This window comes from Natrinema salaciae, from assembly GCF_900110865.1.
GTDB lineage: Archaea > Halobacteriota > Halobacteria > Halobacteriales > Natrialbaceae > Natrinema > Natrinema salaciae.
The window spans coordinates 64163-80806 of the sequence record NZ_FOFD01000003.1 but is presented as its reverse complement, the minus strand read 5'-3'; the positions used below and the strand labels follow the sequence as shown (position 1 = coordinate 80806).

Annotated in this window: 14 protein-coding genes; 5 read left to right on the top strand and 9 right to left on the bottom strand. The window is 67.3% G+C overall.

Annotation, left to right across the window (positions count from 1 at the left end; all coding sequences use genetic code 11):
- Positions 1-18 precede the first annotated feature (18 nt).
- Positions 19-2076: a MutS-related protein gene (locus tag BMX07_RS09920; protein WP_090617356.1), complete on the top strand. Its 2058-nt coding sequence runs from the start codon at positions 19-21 to the stop codon at positions 2074-2076.
- Positions 2077-2141: 65 nt separating this feature from the next.
- Positions 2142-2309, top strand: coding sequence for a DUF1059 domain-containing protein (locus BMX07_RS23720; protein ID WP_139210851.1), 168 nt, complete (start codon positions 2142-2144; stop codon positions 2307-2309).
- Between the two features lie 33 nt (positions 2310-2342).
- Here the strand turns inward: BMX07_RS23720 and BMX07_RS09915 are convergent, their stop codons facing one another.
- Positions 2343-2666, bottom strand: coding sequence for a hypothetical protein (locus tag BMX07_RS09915; protein ID WP_090617355.1), 324 nt, complete (start codon positions 2664-2666; stop codon positions 2343-2345).
- A 134-nt stretch (positions 2667-2800) separates the two neighbouring features.
- On the opposite strand from BMX07_RS09915, the gene BMX07_RS09910 reads away from it, so the two are divergent.
- Positions 2801-3931, top strand: coding sequence for an ORC1-type DNA replication protein (locus BMX07_RS09910; protein WP_090617353.1), 1131 nt, complete (start codon positions 2801-2803; stop codon positions 3929-3931).
- A 36-nt stretch (positions 3932-3967) separates the two neighbouring features.
- Here BMX07_RS09910 and BMX07_RS09905 read toward each other — a convergent pair whose 3' ends face one another.
- Positions 3968-5986, bottom strand: coding sequence for an SLC13 family permease (locus BMX07_RS09905; protein ID WP_090617351.1), 2019 nt, complete (start codon positions 5984-5986; stop codon positions 3968-3970).
- 551 nt (positions 5987-6537) lie between these two features.
- On the bottom strand, positions 6538-6807 hold the full coding sequence (locus tag BMX07_RS09895; protein ID WP_090618404.1) for a DUF7553 family protein: 270 nt from the start codon (positions 6805-6807) through the stop codon (positions 6538-6540).
- Positions 6808-7094: 287 nt separating this feature from the next.
- Here BMX07_RS09895 and BMX07_RS09890 point away from each other — a divergent pair, with 287 nt between their 5' ends.
- Positions 7095-7826: a DUF4397 domain-containing protein gene (locus tag BMX07_RS09890; protein ID WP_090617348.1), complete on the top strand. Its 732-nt coding sequence runs from the start codon at positions 7095-7097 to the stop codon at positions 7824-7826.
- A 139-nt stretch (positions 7827-7965) separates the two neighbouring features.
- Entirely contained in the window at positions 7966-10020 is a 2055-nt protein-coding gene (uvrB, locus tag BMX07_RS09885) for an excinuclease ABC subunit UvrB (RefSeq protein ID WP_090617346.1), read from the top strand.
- A gap of 292 nt (positions 10021-10312) precedes the next feature.
- Here the strand turns inward: uvrB and BMX07_RS09880 are convergent, their stop codons facing one another.
- The 6 genes from BMX07_RS09880 to BMX07_RS09855 all read right to left on the bottom strand — a co-directional run bounded on the left by BMX07_RS09880 (position 10313) and on the right by BMX07_RS09855 (position 16627).
- On the bottom strand, positions 10313-11539 hold the full coding sequence (locus BMX07_RS09880; RefSeq protein ID WP_090617344.1) for a putative manganese transporter: 1227 nt from the start codon (positions 11537-11539) through the stop codon (positions 10313-10315).
- A 230-nt stretch (positions 11540-11769) separates the two neighbouring features.
- The gene (nrfD, locus tag BMX07_RS09875; RefSeq protein WP_090617343.1) at positions 11770-13086 is read right to left on the bottom strand and encodes an NrfD/PsrC family molybdoenzyme membrane anchor subunit; all 1317 of its coding nucleotides are present in this window, start codon (positions 13084-13086) and stop codon (positions 11770-11772) included.
- 102 nt (positions 13087-13188) lie between these two features.
- Positions 13189-13713, bottom strand: coding sequence for a GNAT family N-acetyltransferase (locus BMX07_RS09870; protein ID WP_090617341.1), 525 nt, complete (start codon positions 13711-13713; stop codon positions 13189-13191).
- A gap of 194 nt (positions 13714-13907) precedes the next feature.
- Complete coding sequence (locus BMX07_RS09865) at positions 13908-14384, bottom strand: GNAT family N-acetyltransferase (protein ID WP_090617340.1); 477 nt, start codon at positions 14382-14384, stop codon at positions 13908-13910.
- A gap of 147 nt (positions 14385-14531) precedes the next feature.
- On the bottom strand, positions 14532-14828 hold the full coding sequence (locus BMX07_RS09860) for an SUI1 family translation initiation factor (protein ID WP_090617338.1): 297 nt from the start codon (positions 14826-14828) through the stop codon (positions 14532-14534).
- A 59-nt stretch (positions 14829-14887) separates the two neighbouring features.
- On the bottom strand, positions 14888-16627 hold the full coding sequence (locus tag BMX07_RS09855) for an excinuclease ABC subunit C (protein ID WP_090617337.1): 1740 nt from the start codon (positions 16625-16627) through the stop codon (positions 14888-14890).
- Between the last annotated feature and the right edge of the window lie 17 nt (positions 16628-16644).

The following is a 16644-nucleotide window of genomic DNA, read 5'->3' as shown; positions in this document are numbered from 1 at the left end:
GATACGCCGCTCGAGAACATGGACCTCGAGTCGATTCCGGGCGTCGGCGAGAAGACGGCCCGAGCGCTGGCCGAGCTCGACGATCCCGAGCGCGCGCTCCGGACGGGCGACGTGGCGACGATCGCGACCGCGCCGGGGATCACGCAGGGGCGGGCCGCCCGCATCGCGCGCGGTGCGATCCGACTCGAGCACGACGATCCCGGCGGGTTCCTCGCGACCGACCGCGCCCGCGAAGTCTACCGCGACGTCCTCGGATTGCTCAAGGAGCGGACGGTCACCGACTACGCCGCGCAGCGACTCGAGACCATCTACCCGAGCCCCCGGCGCTCGCGCATCGACGAGGTGCAGACGTTCGCTCGCCAGGCGCTCGAGCGCGATCCCGACGCCGCGGTGCTCGACGCGCTCGAGGGGCTCGAACCGCTCCGGGAGCCGGGCGACGTACGGGTTCGCGAGCGCTGTCTGGCGACGACCGACGCCGAGCGCTACTCGGACGCGCGCGAGGCGATTCCGGAGCTTTCCGTCGAGATCGTCGAAGACGCACAGGGACTGGCCGAACTCGCGCGGGGGTACTCGACGGTGATCGCCCTCGACGAGTCCTTCGCCGGCGTCACCCTCGAGGGCGACGTACAGGTCCGACCCGACGCCCTCGAGAACCCGGCCGAGGTCGTCCCCGAGCGGCCGCTTTCGTTCTTCGCGCGGAACCGGGATCGCCTGCAGGCCGCCGTCGAGGTTCACCGCGCGGCCGGGCTCGAGGCCCCCTGCGACCTGGCGGCCCTCGAGGACGGCCTCTCGCGGCTGGCGGAGGACGGGACGGTCGCGGGCGACGACGAACTCGACCGGCTGACGACGGCGATCGACGACCTCGACGCGGCGGCGGGCGCGGCCGAGAGCGTCGCGAACGATCACCTCCGGGAGGCGATCCGCGAGCAGGACGTCACGATCGAGGGGGCGGACCTGCTCTCGCTGGTCGAACGCGGTGCCGGCGTCGATTCCCTCCTGTCCCGCGAACTGGCGGACGAGTACGCCGCGGCCGTCGAGGCGGCCCGGGATCACCTCGTCGACGCGCTCGACCTCGATCAGGGCGAGGCCGAGATCGCACGCCGCGCGTTCAGCGACGAGCCGACGTTTCCGGTCGAACGCGACGAGGACGTCACCGCCCGATTGCGCGAGGAGCTCACGGCGGCCAAGGAACGCCGCGCGGGTCGCCTCAAGCGGGAGCTCGCGGCGGATCTCGCCGACCAGCGCGAGGGGGCCCGCCAGCTCGTGCGCGACGCCCTCGAGCTCGACGTCGAACTCGCCGTCGCCAGGTTCGCGCGGGAGTACGAGTGCACGATGCCCGAACTCGTCGCCGTCGAATCCGGTTCGAGCGCCGGCGACGCGGGATTCGCGATCGAGGGTGGTCGCTCCCCCCTGCTCGACGAACCGCTCGAGGCGGTCGATCCCGTCGACTACGAGGTTTCGGGCGTGGCGTTGCTCTCGGGAGTCAACAGCGGCGGGAAGACCTCCACGCTGGATCTGGTCGCGAGCGTCGTGATCCTGGCACACATGGGGCTGCCAGTCCCCGCCAAACGCGTTCGGCTGCGGCGGTTCGACGACCTGCACTACCACGCCAAGACGCAGGGGACCCTCGACGCCGGCGCGTTCGAATCCACCGTGCGGGAGTTCGCGGATCTCGCCGAGGGCGGCGAGGGCTCGCTGGTCCTGGTCGACGAACTCGAGAGCATCACCGAGCCCGGAGCCTCGGCGAAGATCATCGCCGGCATCCTGGAGGCGCTCGCCGAGAACGGCGCGACGGCCGTGTTCGTCTCCCACCTGGCGGGCGAGATCCGCGAGATGGCGGCGTTCGACGTGACCGTCGACGGCATCGAAGCCGTCGGGCTGGTCGACGGGGAACTCGAGGTGAACCGCTCGCCGGTCAAGGATCACCTCGCGCGGTCGACGCCGGAGCTGATCGTCGAGAAACTGGCCGGTGAGGCCCGGACCGAGGCGAAAGCGGCGAACGGTGGCGTGCCGGACGACGCCACGGGAGAGCCCGAACCGCTCTTCTACGATCGGTTGCTCGAGAAATTCGAGTGACGAAGCGGCCCCGACATGCGACTGCAAGTGGAATTCATACGCCGATACTCGAGCTACGGTGTGGTATGCCCTACCAATTCGAGTGTTCGAAGGGGAGTTGCCAGTTCCTGATTCGGTCGAGTAGCGCCGACGAAGTGGAGCGACTCGTGCGGGCCCACGTTCGGATGACGCACAACGGGCGTCTGGACGTGGCGGACATCGAGCGGGGTACCGAACGGATCGAACTGGCCTGACCCGTTCGGCTCCGGCTCCTCGCGCCCCCCGTTCTATCCACCGTGCCACTCCAAGATCCGCTTGTGGCCCCACTTCTCTTCCTCGTCGTTCGGACTGCCCGTGATATCCACGAGCGAGTCGGCGTCCCGATCCTCGAGAAACGCGGCGAGGTCGTCGACGTACGCGGCGACCGCCTCGAGTGTCTCCTCGTCCTGGAGTGCGAACGCTTCCTTCGTGGTATCCGGCATCCCGTCGGGTGCCACGTACGTGTCGTTCCGAGCGTAGTCGCCGATCTCCCGCAGGATCTCCGGGGAGAGGTCGGCGAACTGCTCGAGCAGGAAGTCGGGAATCGCCGCCGGTGGGTCCGGTGGTGTCATCGCTGTGGCCTAAATTGATATAAGGAATATTAATGCTTGTGGTTGTGTGGAAATGTAGCACACCACATTCCCAGCTCGCGCGCGGAATCCACCCTACCGAACCATTAAGACGCTGCGGAAGCAGGGTGAAAGTGATGGCAGACGACCCCGAGGAGGGGATGTTGTCGTGGGACGAATCCGTGTTCAGGGACGAGCACGTCTTCGAAATCGACTACGTCCCCGAGACGTTCAAGCACCGCGAGGGCCAGACCCAGAGCCTGACGTACGCGCTGCGCCCGGCGGTGCGGGGGTCGCGACCGCTGAACGTCGTGGTTCGGGGGCCACCCGGGACCGGAAAGACGACGGCGATCCAGAAGCTCTTCGACGAAGTCGGGGCCCAGACGAGCGAGGTCCGGACGATCCGCGTCAACTGCCAGGTCAACGCGACCCGGTACTCGGTGTTCTCTCGGCTCTTCGAGGGAACGTTCGACTACGAACCGCCGTCCTCGGGGATTTCGTTCAAGAAGCTGTTCGGCCAGATCGCCGAGAAACTCGTCGAGGAGGACAACGTGCTCGTCGTCGCCCTGGACGACGTCAACTACCTCTTCTACGAGAACGAGGCCTCCGATACGCTGTACTCGCTGTTACGGGCCCACGAGGAGTATCCGGGCGCGAAGATCGGCGTGATCGTCGTCTCCTCCGATCCGGCCCTGGACGTGATCGACGAACTCGACTCCCGGGTTCAGAGCGTCTTCCGCCCGGAAGACGTCTACTTCCCGGTCTACGACCAGCCCGAGATCGTGGACATCCTCGAGGAGCGCGTGAAACGCGGCTTCCACGAGGGCGTCATCGACCGAGATACCCTCGAGTACGTCGCCGACCTGACCGCCGAGAGCGGCGACCTCCGGGTCGGCATCGACCTGCTGCGCCGGGCGGGGTTGAACGCCGAGATGCGGGCCAGCCGTCGCGTCGAGCGCCAGGACGTCGAGGAGGCCTACGAGAAGTCCAAGTACATCAACCTCTCGCGGTCGCTGTCGGGCCTGACCGATACCGAGCAGGCGCTGCTCGAGGTGATCGCCAACCACGACGGCGAGCAAGCGGGCGAGGTCTACGAGGTCTTCCACGACCGGACCGACCTCGGATACACGCGCTACTCCGAGATCGTCAACAAACTCGACCAGCTCGGGTTGATCGACGCCGCCTACGCGGAGGTCGACGGCCGGGGCCGCTCGCGGTCGCTCTCGCTGTCGTACGAGAAGGACGCGGTGTTAGACCGGCTCGAGTGATCCGACCCGGACGCGTCCGCCGAGACGGCCGCGCGTTCACACGCCCCAGATGACGGCGATCCCGCCTGTCGTAACGATCGCGAGCAGCAACTGCAGCGGTCCGCCGACTTTCAGGAAATCCGCGAACGTGTACCCGCCGGGTCCGTAGACCATCAGATTCGTCTGGTAGCCGACCGGCGTCATGAACGAGGTCGCGGCGGCGAACATCACCACGAGGAGAAAGGAGAACTGCTCGGCGCCCAGGCTCGCCGCAGCGTCGACCGCGATCGGGATCATCAGCACCACCGTCGCGACGGGCGTAATGACGTTCGCGAGCGCTCCTGTCACGAGAGAGAACAGCAGGAGAACCGCGATAAGCGGGAGGAAATCGGCGGTTGCAACCAGCCCGCTGGCGATGACCTGCGACCCGCCGGTCGCTTCGAGGGCGACGCCGAGCGGGATCACGCCCGCGAGCAGGAACACGACGTTCCACGAGACGGCATCGTACGCGTCGGTCGTCGACAGACAGCCGGTCACGATCATGAGGAAGACGCCGGCGAACGCGGCGATAACGATGGAGACGATACCCAGCGCGGCAGTGCCGACCACGCCCGCCATGATCGCGAGCACGATCGGCGTCCGCGGCGACAACGGCGCGATCTCGTCGATCCCGTCCTCGAGCAGCCGGTCGGAGGCGTCGTCGACGACCACGAGGTCACCGGTGTCGGTGACGTATTCGATCGTGCTCGGGACGGTCTGGACCAGGAGGAGGTCGCCCCCGTCGAGCGTGCGGTCCTCGAGGTCCGTGCGGAGCAACTCACCGCCGCGCCGGATCGCCAACACGGTCAGCTGGTAGACGTCCCGGAGGTGCGTCTCGGAGAGCGTCTTCCCGACGAACGGCGACTCCATGGGGACGATCGTCTTGGCGAGCAACTCCTCGCCCGCGGACTCGTCGAACGTCTCCTCGGTTACGGATTCGCGGTGGAGCTGGCGCAGTCCCTGGTTCTCGACGAACCGGTTGACCGACTGCAACGTGCCGTGGACGGTGAGGGCGTCGCCCGCTCGAATCCGCGGGTCGGCCTCCGTCGCTGCGACCGCTTCGCCCGCCCGGTGGCGCTGCCGGTCGGCACCGTCCGCACCGCTTCGCGTCTCGACGACCCCGTCGCGATGGCGCTCCGGGTCGCGTTCCGCTCCGTCGGCGTGCGCGTCGGAATCGCCGCCGCTGTCGCCGTCGTATTCGAGCACTCGCTCGGTCTCCGCGTGCCGAGCGTCGCGGTCGCCGTTTCGATGGTGTCGGAGGACGCGAATGTCCGCCCCGGTTCGGTCCTCGAGCTCGTCGACCGTGAGCCCGACGGCCGCCGAATCCGCGCCGACGCGGACCTGCGTGAGGTGGTCCTCGAGATCGAACTCTTCGACGAGGTCCGCGTCGACCGGAATTCGCGCGGGCGTCAGCCACCGGCCGACGGTCATGAGGTAGGCGATACCGACGACCAGGACGACGAGTCCGAGGGACGTAAACTCGAACATACCGATCGGCTCGCGATCGAGCAGATCGACGGTGAACTCGCTCGCGAGGAGGTTCGTCGACGTGCCGACGAGCGTCAACGTCCCACCCAGAATCGCCGCGTACGAGAGGGGCAAGAGCAGCTTCGACGGGGAGACGCCGGTCTTTTCGGCGAGATCGGTGATCATCGGGATGAACACCGCGACGACGGGCGTGTTGTTGACGACGCCCGCGATCGGTCCCGCCGTGGCGACCGTCGCCGCCAGCGCACGCGTCTCGCTTCCCTTCGCGAACGCGGCGAGTGAGAGCCCGAGTCGCTGGACCACGCCGGTTCGCTGGACGCCCTCGCTGAGCATGTACATCGCGACGATCGTTATCGTCGCGGTGTTGGCGAAGCCCGAGATCGCCGCCCGGTGGCCCACGCCCGTCAGCGGCTCGAGCGCCGCCAGCGAGACGATGATACCGATCGCCGTCACGTCGTTCGGAACGAGTTCCGACACGAACAGGACGAGGGCGACGACGATGAGTCCGAACACCACCAGCGCGCCCTCCGATAGCGCCGCCCCGATCATCGTGCGTCGTCCGGTCGTCCGTCACCAGTCATACTCTCGTATCTGTGAGCTATTGACAAATCTATGTTTCGAGGGCGTATCGACGGCCGTTCGCTACGCCGGCCCGCCGCTTACCCGCCGAGAACGCGGGCTCGGCGTCCGTCCACCCTCCCGATCTACGGCTCGTCCGGCTTCGTCGGAACCCGTGTCGATCGCGAGACGACCTCGAGCGGTCGGGCCGTCGGTTCGGCCGCGAGCGCGATACCGATCCGAAACGGCCGCCGTCACCGATTCGGGAGTGACCGCCAGCCGTGCTCGTCACCGGCCGTCGCCGGGACGCTGCTCGAGCACGTCGACGAGGACGAATCGGACGCGCTGTGCGACCGTCTCGAGGAGCGCGACCGCGTGGCGGTCGTCGACCAGTTCGAGCACTACGGGTACGCGGAGCTACTCGCGAAGACGGACGCGGACGTCGACGTGAGCGATCGAACGCCGGGAGAATACTGGCCTTTGATCTCGGAGGGCCCCGCCCGTTCCGTCCGTTCGACTCGTCCCGTCAGCCTTCTCGGCTCTCAGTCCTGATAGAGGCTCTCGCGGTAGTCCTCGACCGTTTCGATGGCCGATCCGACCTTGGCCTCGGTGTCGCCGTCCGCGCGCTCGCGGACCTGCCGGAGCGTGTTGAGCCGCTCGTCGAGGATGGCGTGATCCGGTTCCGTATCGCCCATCACGTAGTCGGCGAACGCGTCCGTGGTCTCGCGGATGTCCTCGCGGACGTCGTCGTCGTCGGCCGACTTCGCCGCCGCGTCGAGGTCGTCTCGAGCCTGCTGGAGTTGCGCCGTCATACGCCGATCGACCACGAGGTGAGTCATAACGGTTGGGCGAGCAGTGGCCACGTCCGGCCGCGGACGCGCCGATCCGGACCGGAGGCCTGGCTTCGCCTGTAGCCTCTCGCTAGTTATCGCCGTTCGTCGCGATATGGGACTCCATCCGCTGACAGGGTCTCGATACACGAGCCGTGCGAGCCGGAAACGTCGACGTTACCCGCGATACCGACTGCTGTCTTTTTTCCGTCGTAGTCCTCCGAACCGATTGCATCATGCCAGTATCACGACGAACTGCCCTGAGAACGATGGGCGTCGCGGGCGGACTGACTGCAGCGAGCGGGACCGTTCTGGCGGTCGGCGAATACAAAGACGACCAACGGGCTTCCGACGACGAGAAACAGAACGCCGACGCGGACGCGGACTTCGGCGGCGCGGCCGTCCGGGTCGCACACTTCTCCCCGGACGCACCGAACGTCGACGTTTACGTCGACGACGAGCAAGTGCTCGCGGACGTCGCCTACGGTGACGTCTCGCCGTATCTAGAACTCGAGCCGGGGACGTACACGGTCACGATCACGGCCGCCGGCGATCCGAACACGGTCGCGTTCGAGGGCGACGTCACGTTCGGAGCCGCGTTCTACACGGTCGCCGCGATCGGCGAACTCGAGGCCGACACCTTCCAGCCGGCGGTGCTGGTGGACGCTGGCTCGGCGCTCGTCCGGCTCGTTCACGCCGCGCCCGACGCCCCCACGGTCGACGTCTACGCCGACGACGAGCCCCTGTTCGAGGGCGTCTCGTTCACCGACTCGACCGACTACGTCCCGGTCCCCGCCGGCCAGTACACCCTCTCCGTCCGACCGGCCGGGGACCCGGAAACGACCGTGGCCTCGTTCGACGTGGCGCTCGAACGCGGAACCGCCTCCACCGGGTACGCGATCGGCTATCTCGAGCCGCCGGCGGACGCGATGGACCGCGAGTTCACCGTCGAAGTGACTGCCGACGGGCCGACGGCTGACAGCGACACCCACCACGGATAGGTGAGCAGCGGTTCGGTCGACGGACCGGACAACCACGGGGCAGCCGCGGCCCTCGCGTCGTCGCCGTCGGACGGTGAACGGTGGACGGTCGCGTACCACATGCGAGCGGGTAAAGTGGTTCGAACCCCTGAACCCGATAATGAGTGACGCGAAAGGTCCACTTCAGCCGGACCGCCCCGATGTCGATCGACCGTTCGCGGTCGACGCACCGTTCGAGCCCGCGGGCGACCAGCCCGAGGCGATCGACCGGCTCGTCGACGGGTTCCAGTCGGGGATGGACAAACAGACCCTGCTCGGCGTGACCGGGTCGGGCAAGACGAACACCGTCTCGTGGGTCGTCGAGGAGGTCCAGAAGCCGACGCTGGTGATCGCCCACAACAAGACGCTGGCGGCCCAGCTCTACGAGGAGTTTCGGAACCTCTTCCCCGACAACGCCGTCGAGTACTTCGTCTCCTACTACGACTACTACCAGCCCGAGGCCTACGTCGAGCAGAGCGACACCTACATCGACAAGGACGCCTCGATCAACGACGAGATCGACCGCCTGCGCCACTCCGCCACGCGATCGCTGCTGACGCGCGAGGACGTCATCGTCGTCGCCTCGGTCTCCGCGATCTACGGCCTCGGTGACCCGCGCAACTACGTCGACATGTCCCTGCGCCTCGAGGTCGGCGAGGAGATCGGTCGCGACGAACTGCTCGCCCGGCTGGTCGACCTGAACTACGAGCGCAACGACGTCGACTTCACGCAGGGCACCTTCCGCGTTCGCGGCGACACGCTCGAGATATACCCGATGTACGGCCGCTACGCGGTCCGCGTCGAGCTCTGGGGCGACGAGATCGACCGCATGGTCAAGGTCGATCCGCTCGAGGGGACGACGCAGGGCGAGCAACAGGCCGTCCTCGTCCACCCCGCGGAGCACTACTCGATCCCGGAAAATACGCTCGAGGAGGCGATGGACGAGATCCGGGACGACCTGGACTCCCGCGTTTCGTACTTCGAACGAACCGGCGACATGATCGCCGCCCAGCGCATCGAGGAGCGGACGACGTTCGACCTCGAGATGATGCAGGAGACCGGCTACTGTTCGGGGATTGAGAACTACTCGGTCTACCTCTCGGATCGGGACTCCGGCGACGCGCCGTACACGCTGCTGGACTACTTCCCGGAGGACTTCCTGACCGTGGTCGACGAGTCCCACGTGACGCTGCCACAGGTCCGCGGGCAGTACGCCGGCGACAAGTCCCGCAAGGACTCGCTGGTCGAGAACGGGTTCCGGCTGCCGACCGCGTACGACAACCGGCCGCTCACGTTCGAGGAGTTCGAGGAGAAGACCGATCAGACGCTGTACGTCAGCGCGACCCCGGGCGACTACGAGCGCGAGGAGAGCGACCGGATCGTCGAACAGATCGTTCGACCGACGCACCTCGTCGACCCGGCGATCGAGGTCTCGGACGCGACGGGACAGGTCGACGACCTGATGGACCGCATCGACGAGCGGATCGAGCGCGACGAGCGCACGCTCGTGACGACGCTGACCAAACGGATGGCCGAGGACCTCACCGAGTACCTCGAGGAGGCCGGCGTCGACGTGGCCTACATGCACGACGAGACCGACACGCTGGAGCGCCACGAGATCATCCGCTCCCTTCGCCTGGGCGAGATCGACGTGCTCGTCGGGATCAACCTCCTCCGGGAGGGGCTGGACATCCCCGAGGTTTCGCTGGTCGCGATCTTAGACGCCGATCAGGAGGGCTTTCTGCGCTCGGAGACGACGCTGGTCCAGACGATGGGCCGGGCCGCCCGGAACGTCAACGGCGAGGTCGTCCTCTACGCCGACGAGCCCTCGAACGCCATGGAGTCGGCGATCGAGGAAACGAAGCGCCGTCGCCGGATTCAACGGGAGTTCAACGAGGAACACGGCCTCGAGCCCACCACGATCGAGAAGGAAGTCGGCGAGGCCAACCTGCCGGGCAGCAAGACCGATACCAGCGAGGTCTCCGGCCGGGAACTCGCGGACGAAGACGACGCCGCGCGGTACATCGACGAACTCGAGGACCGGATGCAGGAGGCCGCGAGCAACCTCGAGTTCGAGCTGGCCGCGGACATCCGCGATCGGATTCGAGACGTGAGAGAGGAGTTCGACCTCGAGGGCGACGACGAGGGGATCGCGCCGCCGACCGAGGAGTTCTGAGCGAGAACCGGGTTTGGCAGGATCGCCCCGATCGGTCCGCGGTGTCCGACCCCGATTCAGTTACTCGCGCTCGAGGTGTCCGGGAACGGCGGGACAGCCGCAGGGGGAGGCGGTTCCCTCGGTGGGGCCGAGGGCGGTCACGACCCAGACGGGGCGACCGGAGGTAGGAAAACCGGGGAACATCGACTCGACGACGTCTGGAGCTGTTGCTGCGCTGTCCGAAATCGGCGGTTCGTGACTCGACGGGAGCCACGCTCGTGGTCATCGACGACCGAGTGTTATCAAGCAGCGCTCAGAGCACGCCGAACCCGAACTCCGCCATCCCGAACACCGGCCCCCACAGCAGGTTGAGCGCGACGCCGACGACGACGGCGGGCAGGAAGTTGTAGATGGTGGCGACGATGGCGGCTCTGGCGTCGACGGCCAGCAGCGGGAACAGCGCGTCGCCGTCTTGGGCGATCGCGTTGGCGGTCAGCGCGGAGAAGGGCAGGCCGCCCTCGGCGTAGACGCTCGCCAGCAGGATCTGGGGGCCACAGCCGGGGATCAGCCCGACGACCGCGCCGCCGATCGGGGCCAGCACGCCCGCGGCCGCGGCGACGGTGGCGACGTTCACCCCCGTCAGGAGGACGGCGTACTCGTAGACGAGGAAGGCCACGAGCACCCAGACGGTGACGAAGCTCGTCTCCATCGCCGCGTGGGTGAGCGTGTCGTAGGCCGACGCGAACGAGTCTCGAGCCCGGGCGATCTCCCCCTCGCCGACGTAGTGGCGGCCGACGGCGTAGAGGTACAGCGACAGCACCGCGCCGACGACGCCGGTAATCGTGAACAGACCGTCGAAGCCGAGATTGGTGGCCAGCGCGACTTCGGGACCGCCGCGGAGCAGGTAGAGCGTCCCGAGGACGAGCCCCGCGACGGCGGTCACCCACCACAGCACGTGTGCCAGGTGCGAGAGCGGGGTGAGCACTCGAGAGTGGCGATCGGGGCCGTTCTCGTGGGCGTGGGTCGGGGCGGGGCCGCCGTAGTCGTGGGCCGGGTTGGGACTGACGCCGCCGTTGACGACGGTCCCGCCGTCCGGCGTCGCGGTGGTCGAGAGCCGGGCGACCGCGGCGTCGATCCGCGAGACGCCCAGTCCGACCGAGTCGACGAGGTAGCCGGTCGCGACGGACGCGGCGAAGGCGATGGCGTAGGCGTACAGCGCGGCTTCGGGGGCGAGCGCGAGGATGACGAACGCCGAGTCGCCCGCGGTCGCGCCCAGCGTCGCGACGACGGTGCCGAAACTGACCGTCCCGCGGACGTACAGCGGCATCACGACGATCGCACCGCCGCAGCCGGGCGTCAGTCCGAGCAGGCCGCCGAACAGGACCTGTAGCCGTTCGTTGTCCTCTATCGCGCCGATCACGGCCCCGTCGGTCCAGTACTGGACCAGTCCGAACGCCAGCACCGTCACCGCGACGAAGGCGCTCACCTGCACGTAGCCGTCGCGCAGCGACTCGAGGAGGACTGTGAGGAGCTCGTTCACGGGGACTCACCCGGGGTTTGGGAACAGTGTGTCCTCAGATTAGACATCTCTAAAAATGGATTTAGCATTATATTATAAATATCTGGTGGTAACCGTCGCAGAGAGCGCGGGGTCGACCGTAGATCGGTATCGGTACGGAACGAGTGATGCAGGGCTCGACGGCTACGGACGCTTCGTTCGCGTCGGTGGGCAGCGGAGACGGGTCATGCGGGTGGGCGAGCGCTTTGCCCTCACTCGTGATCGTCCCGCAGGTGTTCGATCGCGTGGAGTTCGACCACCGGGAACACTTTCGCGACGGTGAGGAAGAAGAGCCCGACCATCCCGATCGTTCCGGTGATCGACGCGAGTTCGATCAGGCTCGGAACGTACACGCCGGGCGTCGCGTGGTAGATGTCGAACGTCGGGTGCAGGAACCCCTCGACGACGAACAGCACCTTCTCGACGATCGTCGCGGTGAGGACGGCGATACTGCAGACGGCGGCTCGTCGCTTGGTGAACAGCTCCGGACGGATCGACTGCGCGAAGATGTACGCCAGTACCAGAAAGACCAGCCCCATCGCGAAGAGGTAGAGGGGCGTGGTGGCCCTGGCCACGGCCGCGTGAGTGAGGTCGACGGGCGCCGTGAACAGCCCGGTGATGTTCTGCTGGAGCTGGAGCCACAGGAAGAGGAGACAGAAGAAGCCGAGCCACAGGAGCAGCCCGCGGAAGATGTCGTCGGTGATGATGTGTTCCCAGTCGTAGGCGCGGCGGAACGCGAACGAGAGGAGGATCACGCCGCTGATCGCCGACGTGAGCGCGATGGTGAGGAACTGCGGTCCCTGAACGCCGCCGAACCAGGTCGGCATCGTCGGGATCACGGCGAACAGCCACGGGATCACGCCGCCGTGGAGCAACAGCGGAGCCATGATGATGATCGCGAGCGCGAGCCACCAGACCATCCGTTCGACGACTCTGTCCTCCCGCTCGGTGTACCCGATCGTCATGAACGCGTAGATCGGATCGAGCCGGTCCGGGAGCTGATCGCGCAGTCGACTGATGTCGTAGCGTAAGGTGAGCGAGAGATAGGTCGCCGTCAGGACGAAGTAGGCCGTGATGACGGTCACGTCCCACACCAGCGGCGAGGCGTGGACCGTGATGTGATAGTGGCCGAGAACGCTCGTGACCATTCGGTCCGGCCGACCGAGGTGGACGATGATATAGAAGCCGGCCGCGGAGAGCCCGGCGAGAGTCAGCAACTCGGCGAGCCGTGCGATGGGCATGTATCGGTCCATCCCGAGGAGTCTGACCGCGGCCGAGAGGATGATGCCGCCGTGAGCGATCCCGACCCACCAGATGAACGCGCCGATGTATATGCCCCAGGTTACGCCGCCGCCGCTTCCCCAGTCACCGAGGGCGGTGACGACCAGTCCCTGCTGGAGCTGGTAGGCCCACCCGATCAGGAAGGCGCCGAACGCCAGCCCAGCGATTCCGACCAGTATAAAGTACGTTCTCGATACCTGTCCGATCGGCCGCAAGATGTCGGCCTCGCTCGGCGTTTTCGTCCCCATCGTGCTACCGTGGAACTCACCAGCGGCCCACTTGCGTCCGTGCACTGAATTTGCAAGGTCCGGGTCGGTTCACCGCGATCCGAACGCTCGTCGAGCGGCCGCTCACAGCTCGAGCGTGTAGACCACTTCCCGTCGCCGCTCGCCGCCGATCTCGACGTCGGCCTCGTCGGTCGGCTCGAACCCGTGCGATTCGTAGAATTCCCGGCCGCCCTCGTTCGAGGCGAGGTCGATGGCGCGCATCCGTTCCATGTTGAAGTCCCGCAGATCCTCACGGAGCCGCTCGTACAGCGCCGTCCCGATCCCCTCGCCCTGATGATCGGGGTGGACGGACAGTCGCAGGACGTCGCCCTCGTCCTCGGTGACGACGCCGTGGGCGAAGCCGACGATCTCGCCGCCCGCCTGCGACCCGTCGTCCGCGGCGTCTCGCTCCGGGCTCTCCGTTACTGCGACCAGAAAAGCGGTGCCCGGCTTCGACAGCGCCGTCTCGAGCGCGTCGTCGCCGTACCACTCGTCGATGGTCCGGTCGATGGTCTCGGGTTCGAGCTCGTCGTAGGTGTTGTGCCAGGTCTCGCGGGCGACGGCCCTGATCCGCTCGCGGTCGTCGCGCGTGGCTGGTCTGATGTCCATGCGGCGGTCTACCACGCCGAGTGTCAAAGGCGTTCCACCGTCCCAGTTAGGGACGGGCGGCGCGGCGGTCGGCGTTGGCTCGTAGTTCCGAAGCGTCTCACAGGGAGACGGATCGGGCCCGATGCGGTGGTCGTCATCGAACGCGTGTGCGAATCGGCGCTGAAACACAGTTTCCGCCCGACCGGAGACGGCGGTCAGAGATCGAGGGTGTAGATCGCTTCGGAGTAGTACTCGCCGTCGATCTCGACGTCTCCCTCGTCGGTCTGCTCGAAGCCCAGCCCCTCGTAGAACGCGCGGCTGGCGTCGTTGAACGCGAAGTCGATCGATCGGACTTGCTCGGCGTCGGTTGACACGATCTCGGCGATCAGCCGCTCGTGGAGCGCCGACCCGATCCCCTCGCCCTGCTGTTCCGGGTGGACGTACATCCGAAGGATATCGGCCGTCTCTCCCTGGACGACCGCGTGAGTGAAGCCGACCAGCTCCCCGTCTCGCTCGGCGACGAGCACGACCGTTCCGGGGGCCTCGAGCGGCATCGAGTCGTCGGTGTACCAGTTGTCGACGGTTTGGTCGATGGTCTCGGGCTCGAGTTCGTCGTAGGTGTCGTGCCAGGTCTCGCGAGCGACGGCCGTGATTGCCTCGAAGTCGTCGGGTGTCGCGGATCGAACGTTCATACGTCATCATCGAACGTGGGACATAAATAACACGCCGACACCGATTCGGCGGCAGACGAGGTGTCCTCCGCTCCCACTGATTCGACGGCGAACGCCGTTCGATCGGTCGTTCGCGGTCGGCGTCCGGCGACCCCGGTTCGCCGCCTCTCACTCGCGAACGTCGAACCCCCGATCACGGAGCAGCGCCGGGAGGCGGTCGCGGTGATCTCCCTGCAGTTCGATCCGTTCGTCGTCGACCGTTCCGCCCGTGCCCAGCGAACGCTTGAGGTCCGAGGCCGTCGATTTGATCTCCGACTGGGAGAGATCGAACCCCTCGATGATCGTCACCGGTTTGTCGTACCGACGGCTCTCGGTCCGGATCGAAAGCACCTGCTGGGAGGTCTCGAGGTCGCCCTGACTGTCGAGTTCGTCGAGCAGGTCGTCGAGGTCGTCTTCGTCTGCCATACATTCACATGGATTGCGGTCGGGGAGAGCCCTGTCCTTGCCTTCGCAACGGTCGACGGTCAGAGCCGCGACTTGATCGTCTCGGCGGTCTTCTCGCCGATCCCGTCGACGCTCCGGAGGTCCTCGACGCTCGCCTCGCGGACGTTTTCGACGCTGCCGAAGCGGCCGAGCAGCCGCTTTCGGGTTTCGGGACCGACCCCCTGTACGTCGTCGAGCACCGTCTTGACCTCGTCCCGGACCGTCTGGTGGTACTGCACCGCGAAACGGTGGGCCTCGTCGCGGACCCGCTGGAGGAGATGCAGGTGCGGCGCGTCGCTGGGCCACGAGAACGTCCTGTGGGGCGTGACGATGCGCTCCTCGGCTTTGGCCAGCGCGACGGCCGGCACGTCCCAGCCGACCGCGGCGAGCGCGTCGCGTGCCGCCTCGAGCTGGCCCGCGCCGCCGTCGATCAACAGTAGATCGGGATCGGGCCGGTCGTCGCGGCCCTCGACGGCGCGAGTGGCGCGCCACTCGAGCAGCGCACGCATGTTGTCGTAATCGTCGTTCTGATCGGGCAGCTTCTTTCGGCGGTAGTCGCTCTTTTCGGCGCTCCCGTCGACGAACGTGACGTCGCTGCCGACCGCCGCCTTCCCCTGCGTGTGGCTCACGTCGAACCCCTCGATTCGCCGGGCCGACTCGAGTTCGAGGGCGTCCGCGAGCATGCCGCACTCGTCGCGCCGGCCCACGTTGCGTCGCGCGTTCTTCAGCGCGAGTTCGACGAGCTTTGCCTCTCGACCCGCACCCGGGACGCGGACCGAGACGCCCGCCGCCTCGAGCCAGGCCGCGACTTCGTCGTCACCGTGCCGCTCGGGCAGGAGCAGGGCGTCGGGCAGTTCGCGTTCGGCGTAGTACTGGACGATGAAGGCGGCGAGGACGGCCGGGACGCCGTCCGTCTCGTCGGCGGCGGGTGCCTCGAGCGTGTGCCGGTCCCGGTCGACCAGCTTGCCGTCTTCGGCGCGTAGCCGAGCGACGGTCGCGTCCTCGCCTTCGATCGCGACGCCGAGGACGTCGACGGCCCGCTCGTCGCCGACCGACTGGACGGCCTCGCCGCCCTCGCCGTGGAAGGCCTCGACGGTCTCCAGTCGGTCTCGCAGGTTCGCGGCGCGCTCGAAGTTCCGGTCCTGCGCGGCGGTCTCCATCTCCCGGCGCAGCGGGTCGGCGAGGACGCCGGTCTCGCCCTCGAGAAAGCGTTCGACCGCAGTGACGTCCTCGCGGTAGCTCGCGAGGGCGATCTCGCGGGTACAGGGCGCGGTACAGAGCCCCATCTCGTAGTCCAGACACGGCCGGTCGCGGCCGGCGTACTTGTGGTCCGAACAGCCCCGGACGCCGTACGTTTCCCGTAGCGCCTTCACGACCGTCTCGACCTGCCGCTTGCTGGTGTAGGGGCCGAAGACGGTCGCGGACTCGTCGGGGTCGCGGGTGACTTCGATCCGGGGTGCGTCGTGAGCCGTCAGCTGGACCATCGGATACGACTTGTCGTCCTTGAGCCGGACGTTGTAGCGGGGCTGGTGGCGCTTTATCAGGTTCGCCTCGAGGAGGAGCGCCTGCGTTTCGGTATCGGTAACGGCAATCTCGACGCCGTCGGCGCGGTCGACCATCCGCCGGATCCGCGCGCTGCGAGGGTCGGCGTAGGACCGCACCCGATCGCGCAGATCGACGGCCTTCCCGACGTAGAGGGTGGTATCGCCCTCGCGGAACTGGTAGACGCCGGGCTCTCGCGGCAACGATCCGGCCCGCTCGCGAACCCCGTCGGCGTTCATCGGCGGCCCTACGGAGC

Bases quoted from the DNA above. Each gene is read 5' to 3' on its own strand.
- BMX07_RS09860 (WP_090617338.1), bottom strand. From the start codon at position 14,828: ATGGCAGACGAAGACGACCTCGACGACCTGCTCGACGAACTCGACAGT.
- BMX07_RS09865 (WP_090617340.1), bottom strand. From the start codon at position 14,384: ATGAACGTTCGATCCGCGACACCCGACGACTTCGAGGCAATCACGGCC.
- BMX07_RS09870 (WP_090617341.1), bottom strand. From the start codon at position 13,713: ATGGACATCAGACCAGCCACGCGCGACGACCGCGAGCGGATCAGGGCC.
- BMX07_RS09895 (WP_090618404.1), bottom strand. From the start codon at position 6,807: ATGACGGCGCAACTCCAGCAGGCTCGAGACGACCTCGACGCGGCGGCG.
- BMX07_RS09910 (WP_090617353.1), top strand. From the start codon at position 2,801: ATGGCAGACGACCCCGAGGAGGGGATGTTGTCGTGGGACGAATCCGTG.
- BMX07_RS09855 (WP_090617337.1), bottom strand. From the start codon at position 16,627: ATGAACGCCGACGGGGTTCGCGAGCGGGCCGGATCGTTGCCGCGAGAG.
- BMX07_RS09905 (WP_090617351.1), bottom strand. From the start codon at position 5,986: ATGATCGGGGCGGCGCTATCGGAGGGCGCGCTGGTGGTGTTCGGACTC.
- uvrB (WP_090617346.1), top strand. From the start codon at position 7,966: ATGAGTGACGCGAAAGGTCCACTTCAGCCGGACCGCCCCGATGTCGAT.
- BMX07_RS09915 (WP_090617355.1), bottom strand. From the start codon at position 2,666: ATGACACCACCGGACCCACCGGCGGCGATTCCCGACTTCCTGCTCGAG.
- nrfD (WP_090617343.1), bottom strand. From the start codon at position 13,086: ATGGGGACGAAAACGCCGAGCGAGGCCGACATCTTGCGGCCGATCGGA.
- BMX07_RS23720 (WP_139210851.1), top strand. From the start codon at position 2,142: ATGCCCTACCAATTCGAGTGTTCGAAGGGGAGTTGCCAGTTCCTGATT.
- BMX07_RS09920 (WP_090617356.1), top strand. From the start codon at position 19: ATGGACCTCGAGTCGATTCCGGGCGTCGGCGAGAAGACGGCCCGAGCG.
- BMX07_RS09890 (WP_090617348.1), top strand. From the start codon at position 7,095: ATGGGCGTCGCGGGCGGACTGACTGCAGCGAGCGGGACCGTTCTGGCG.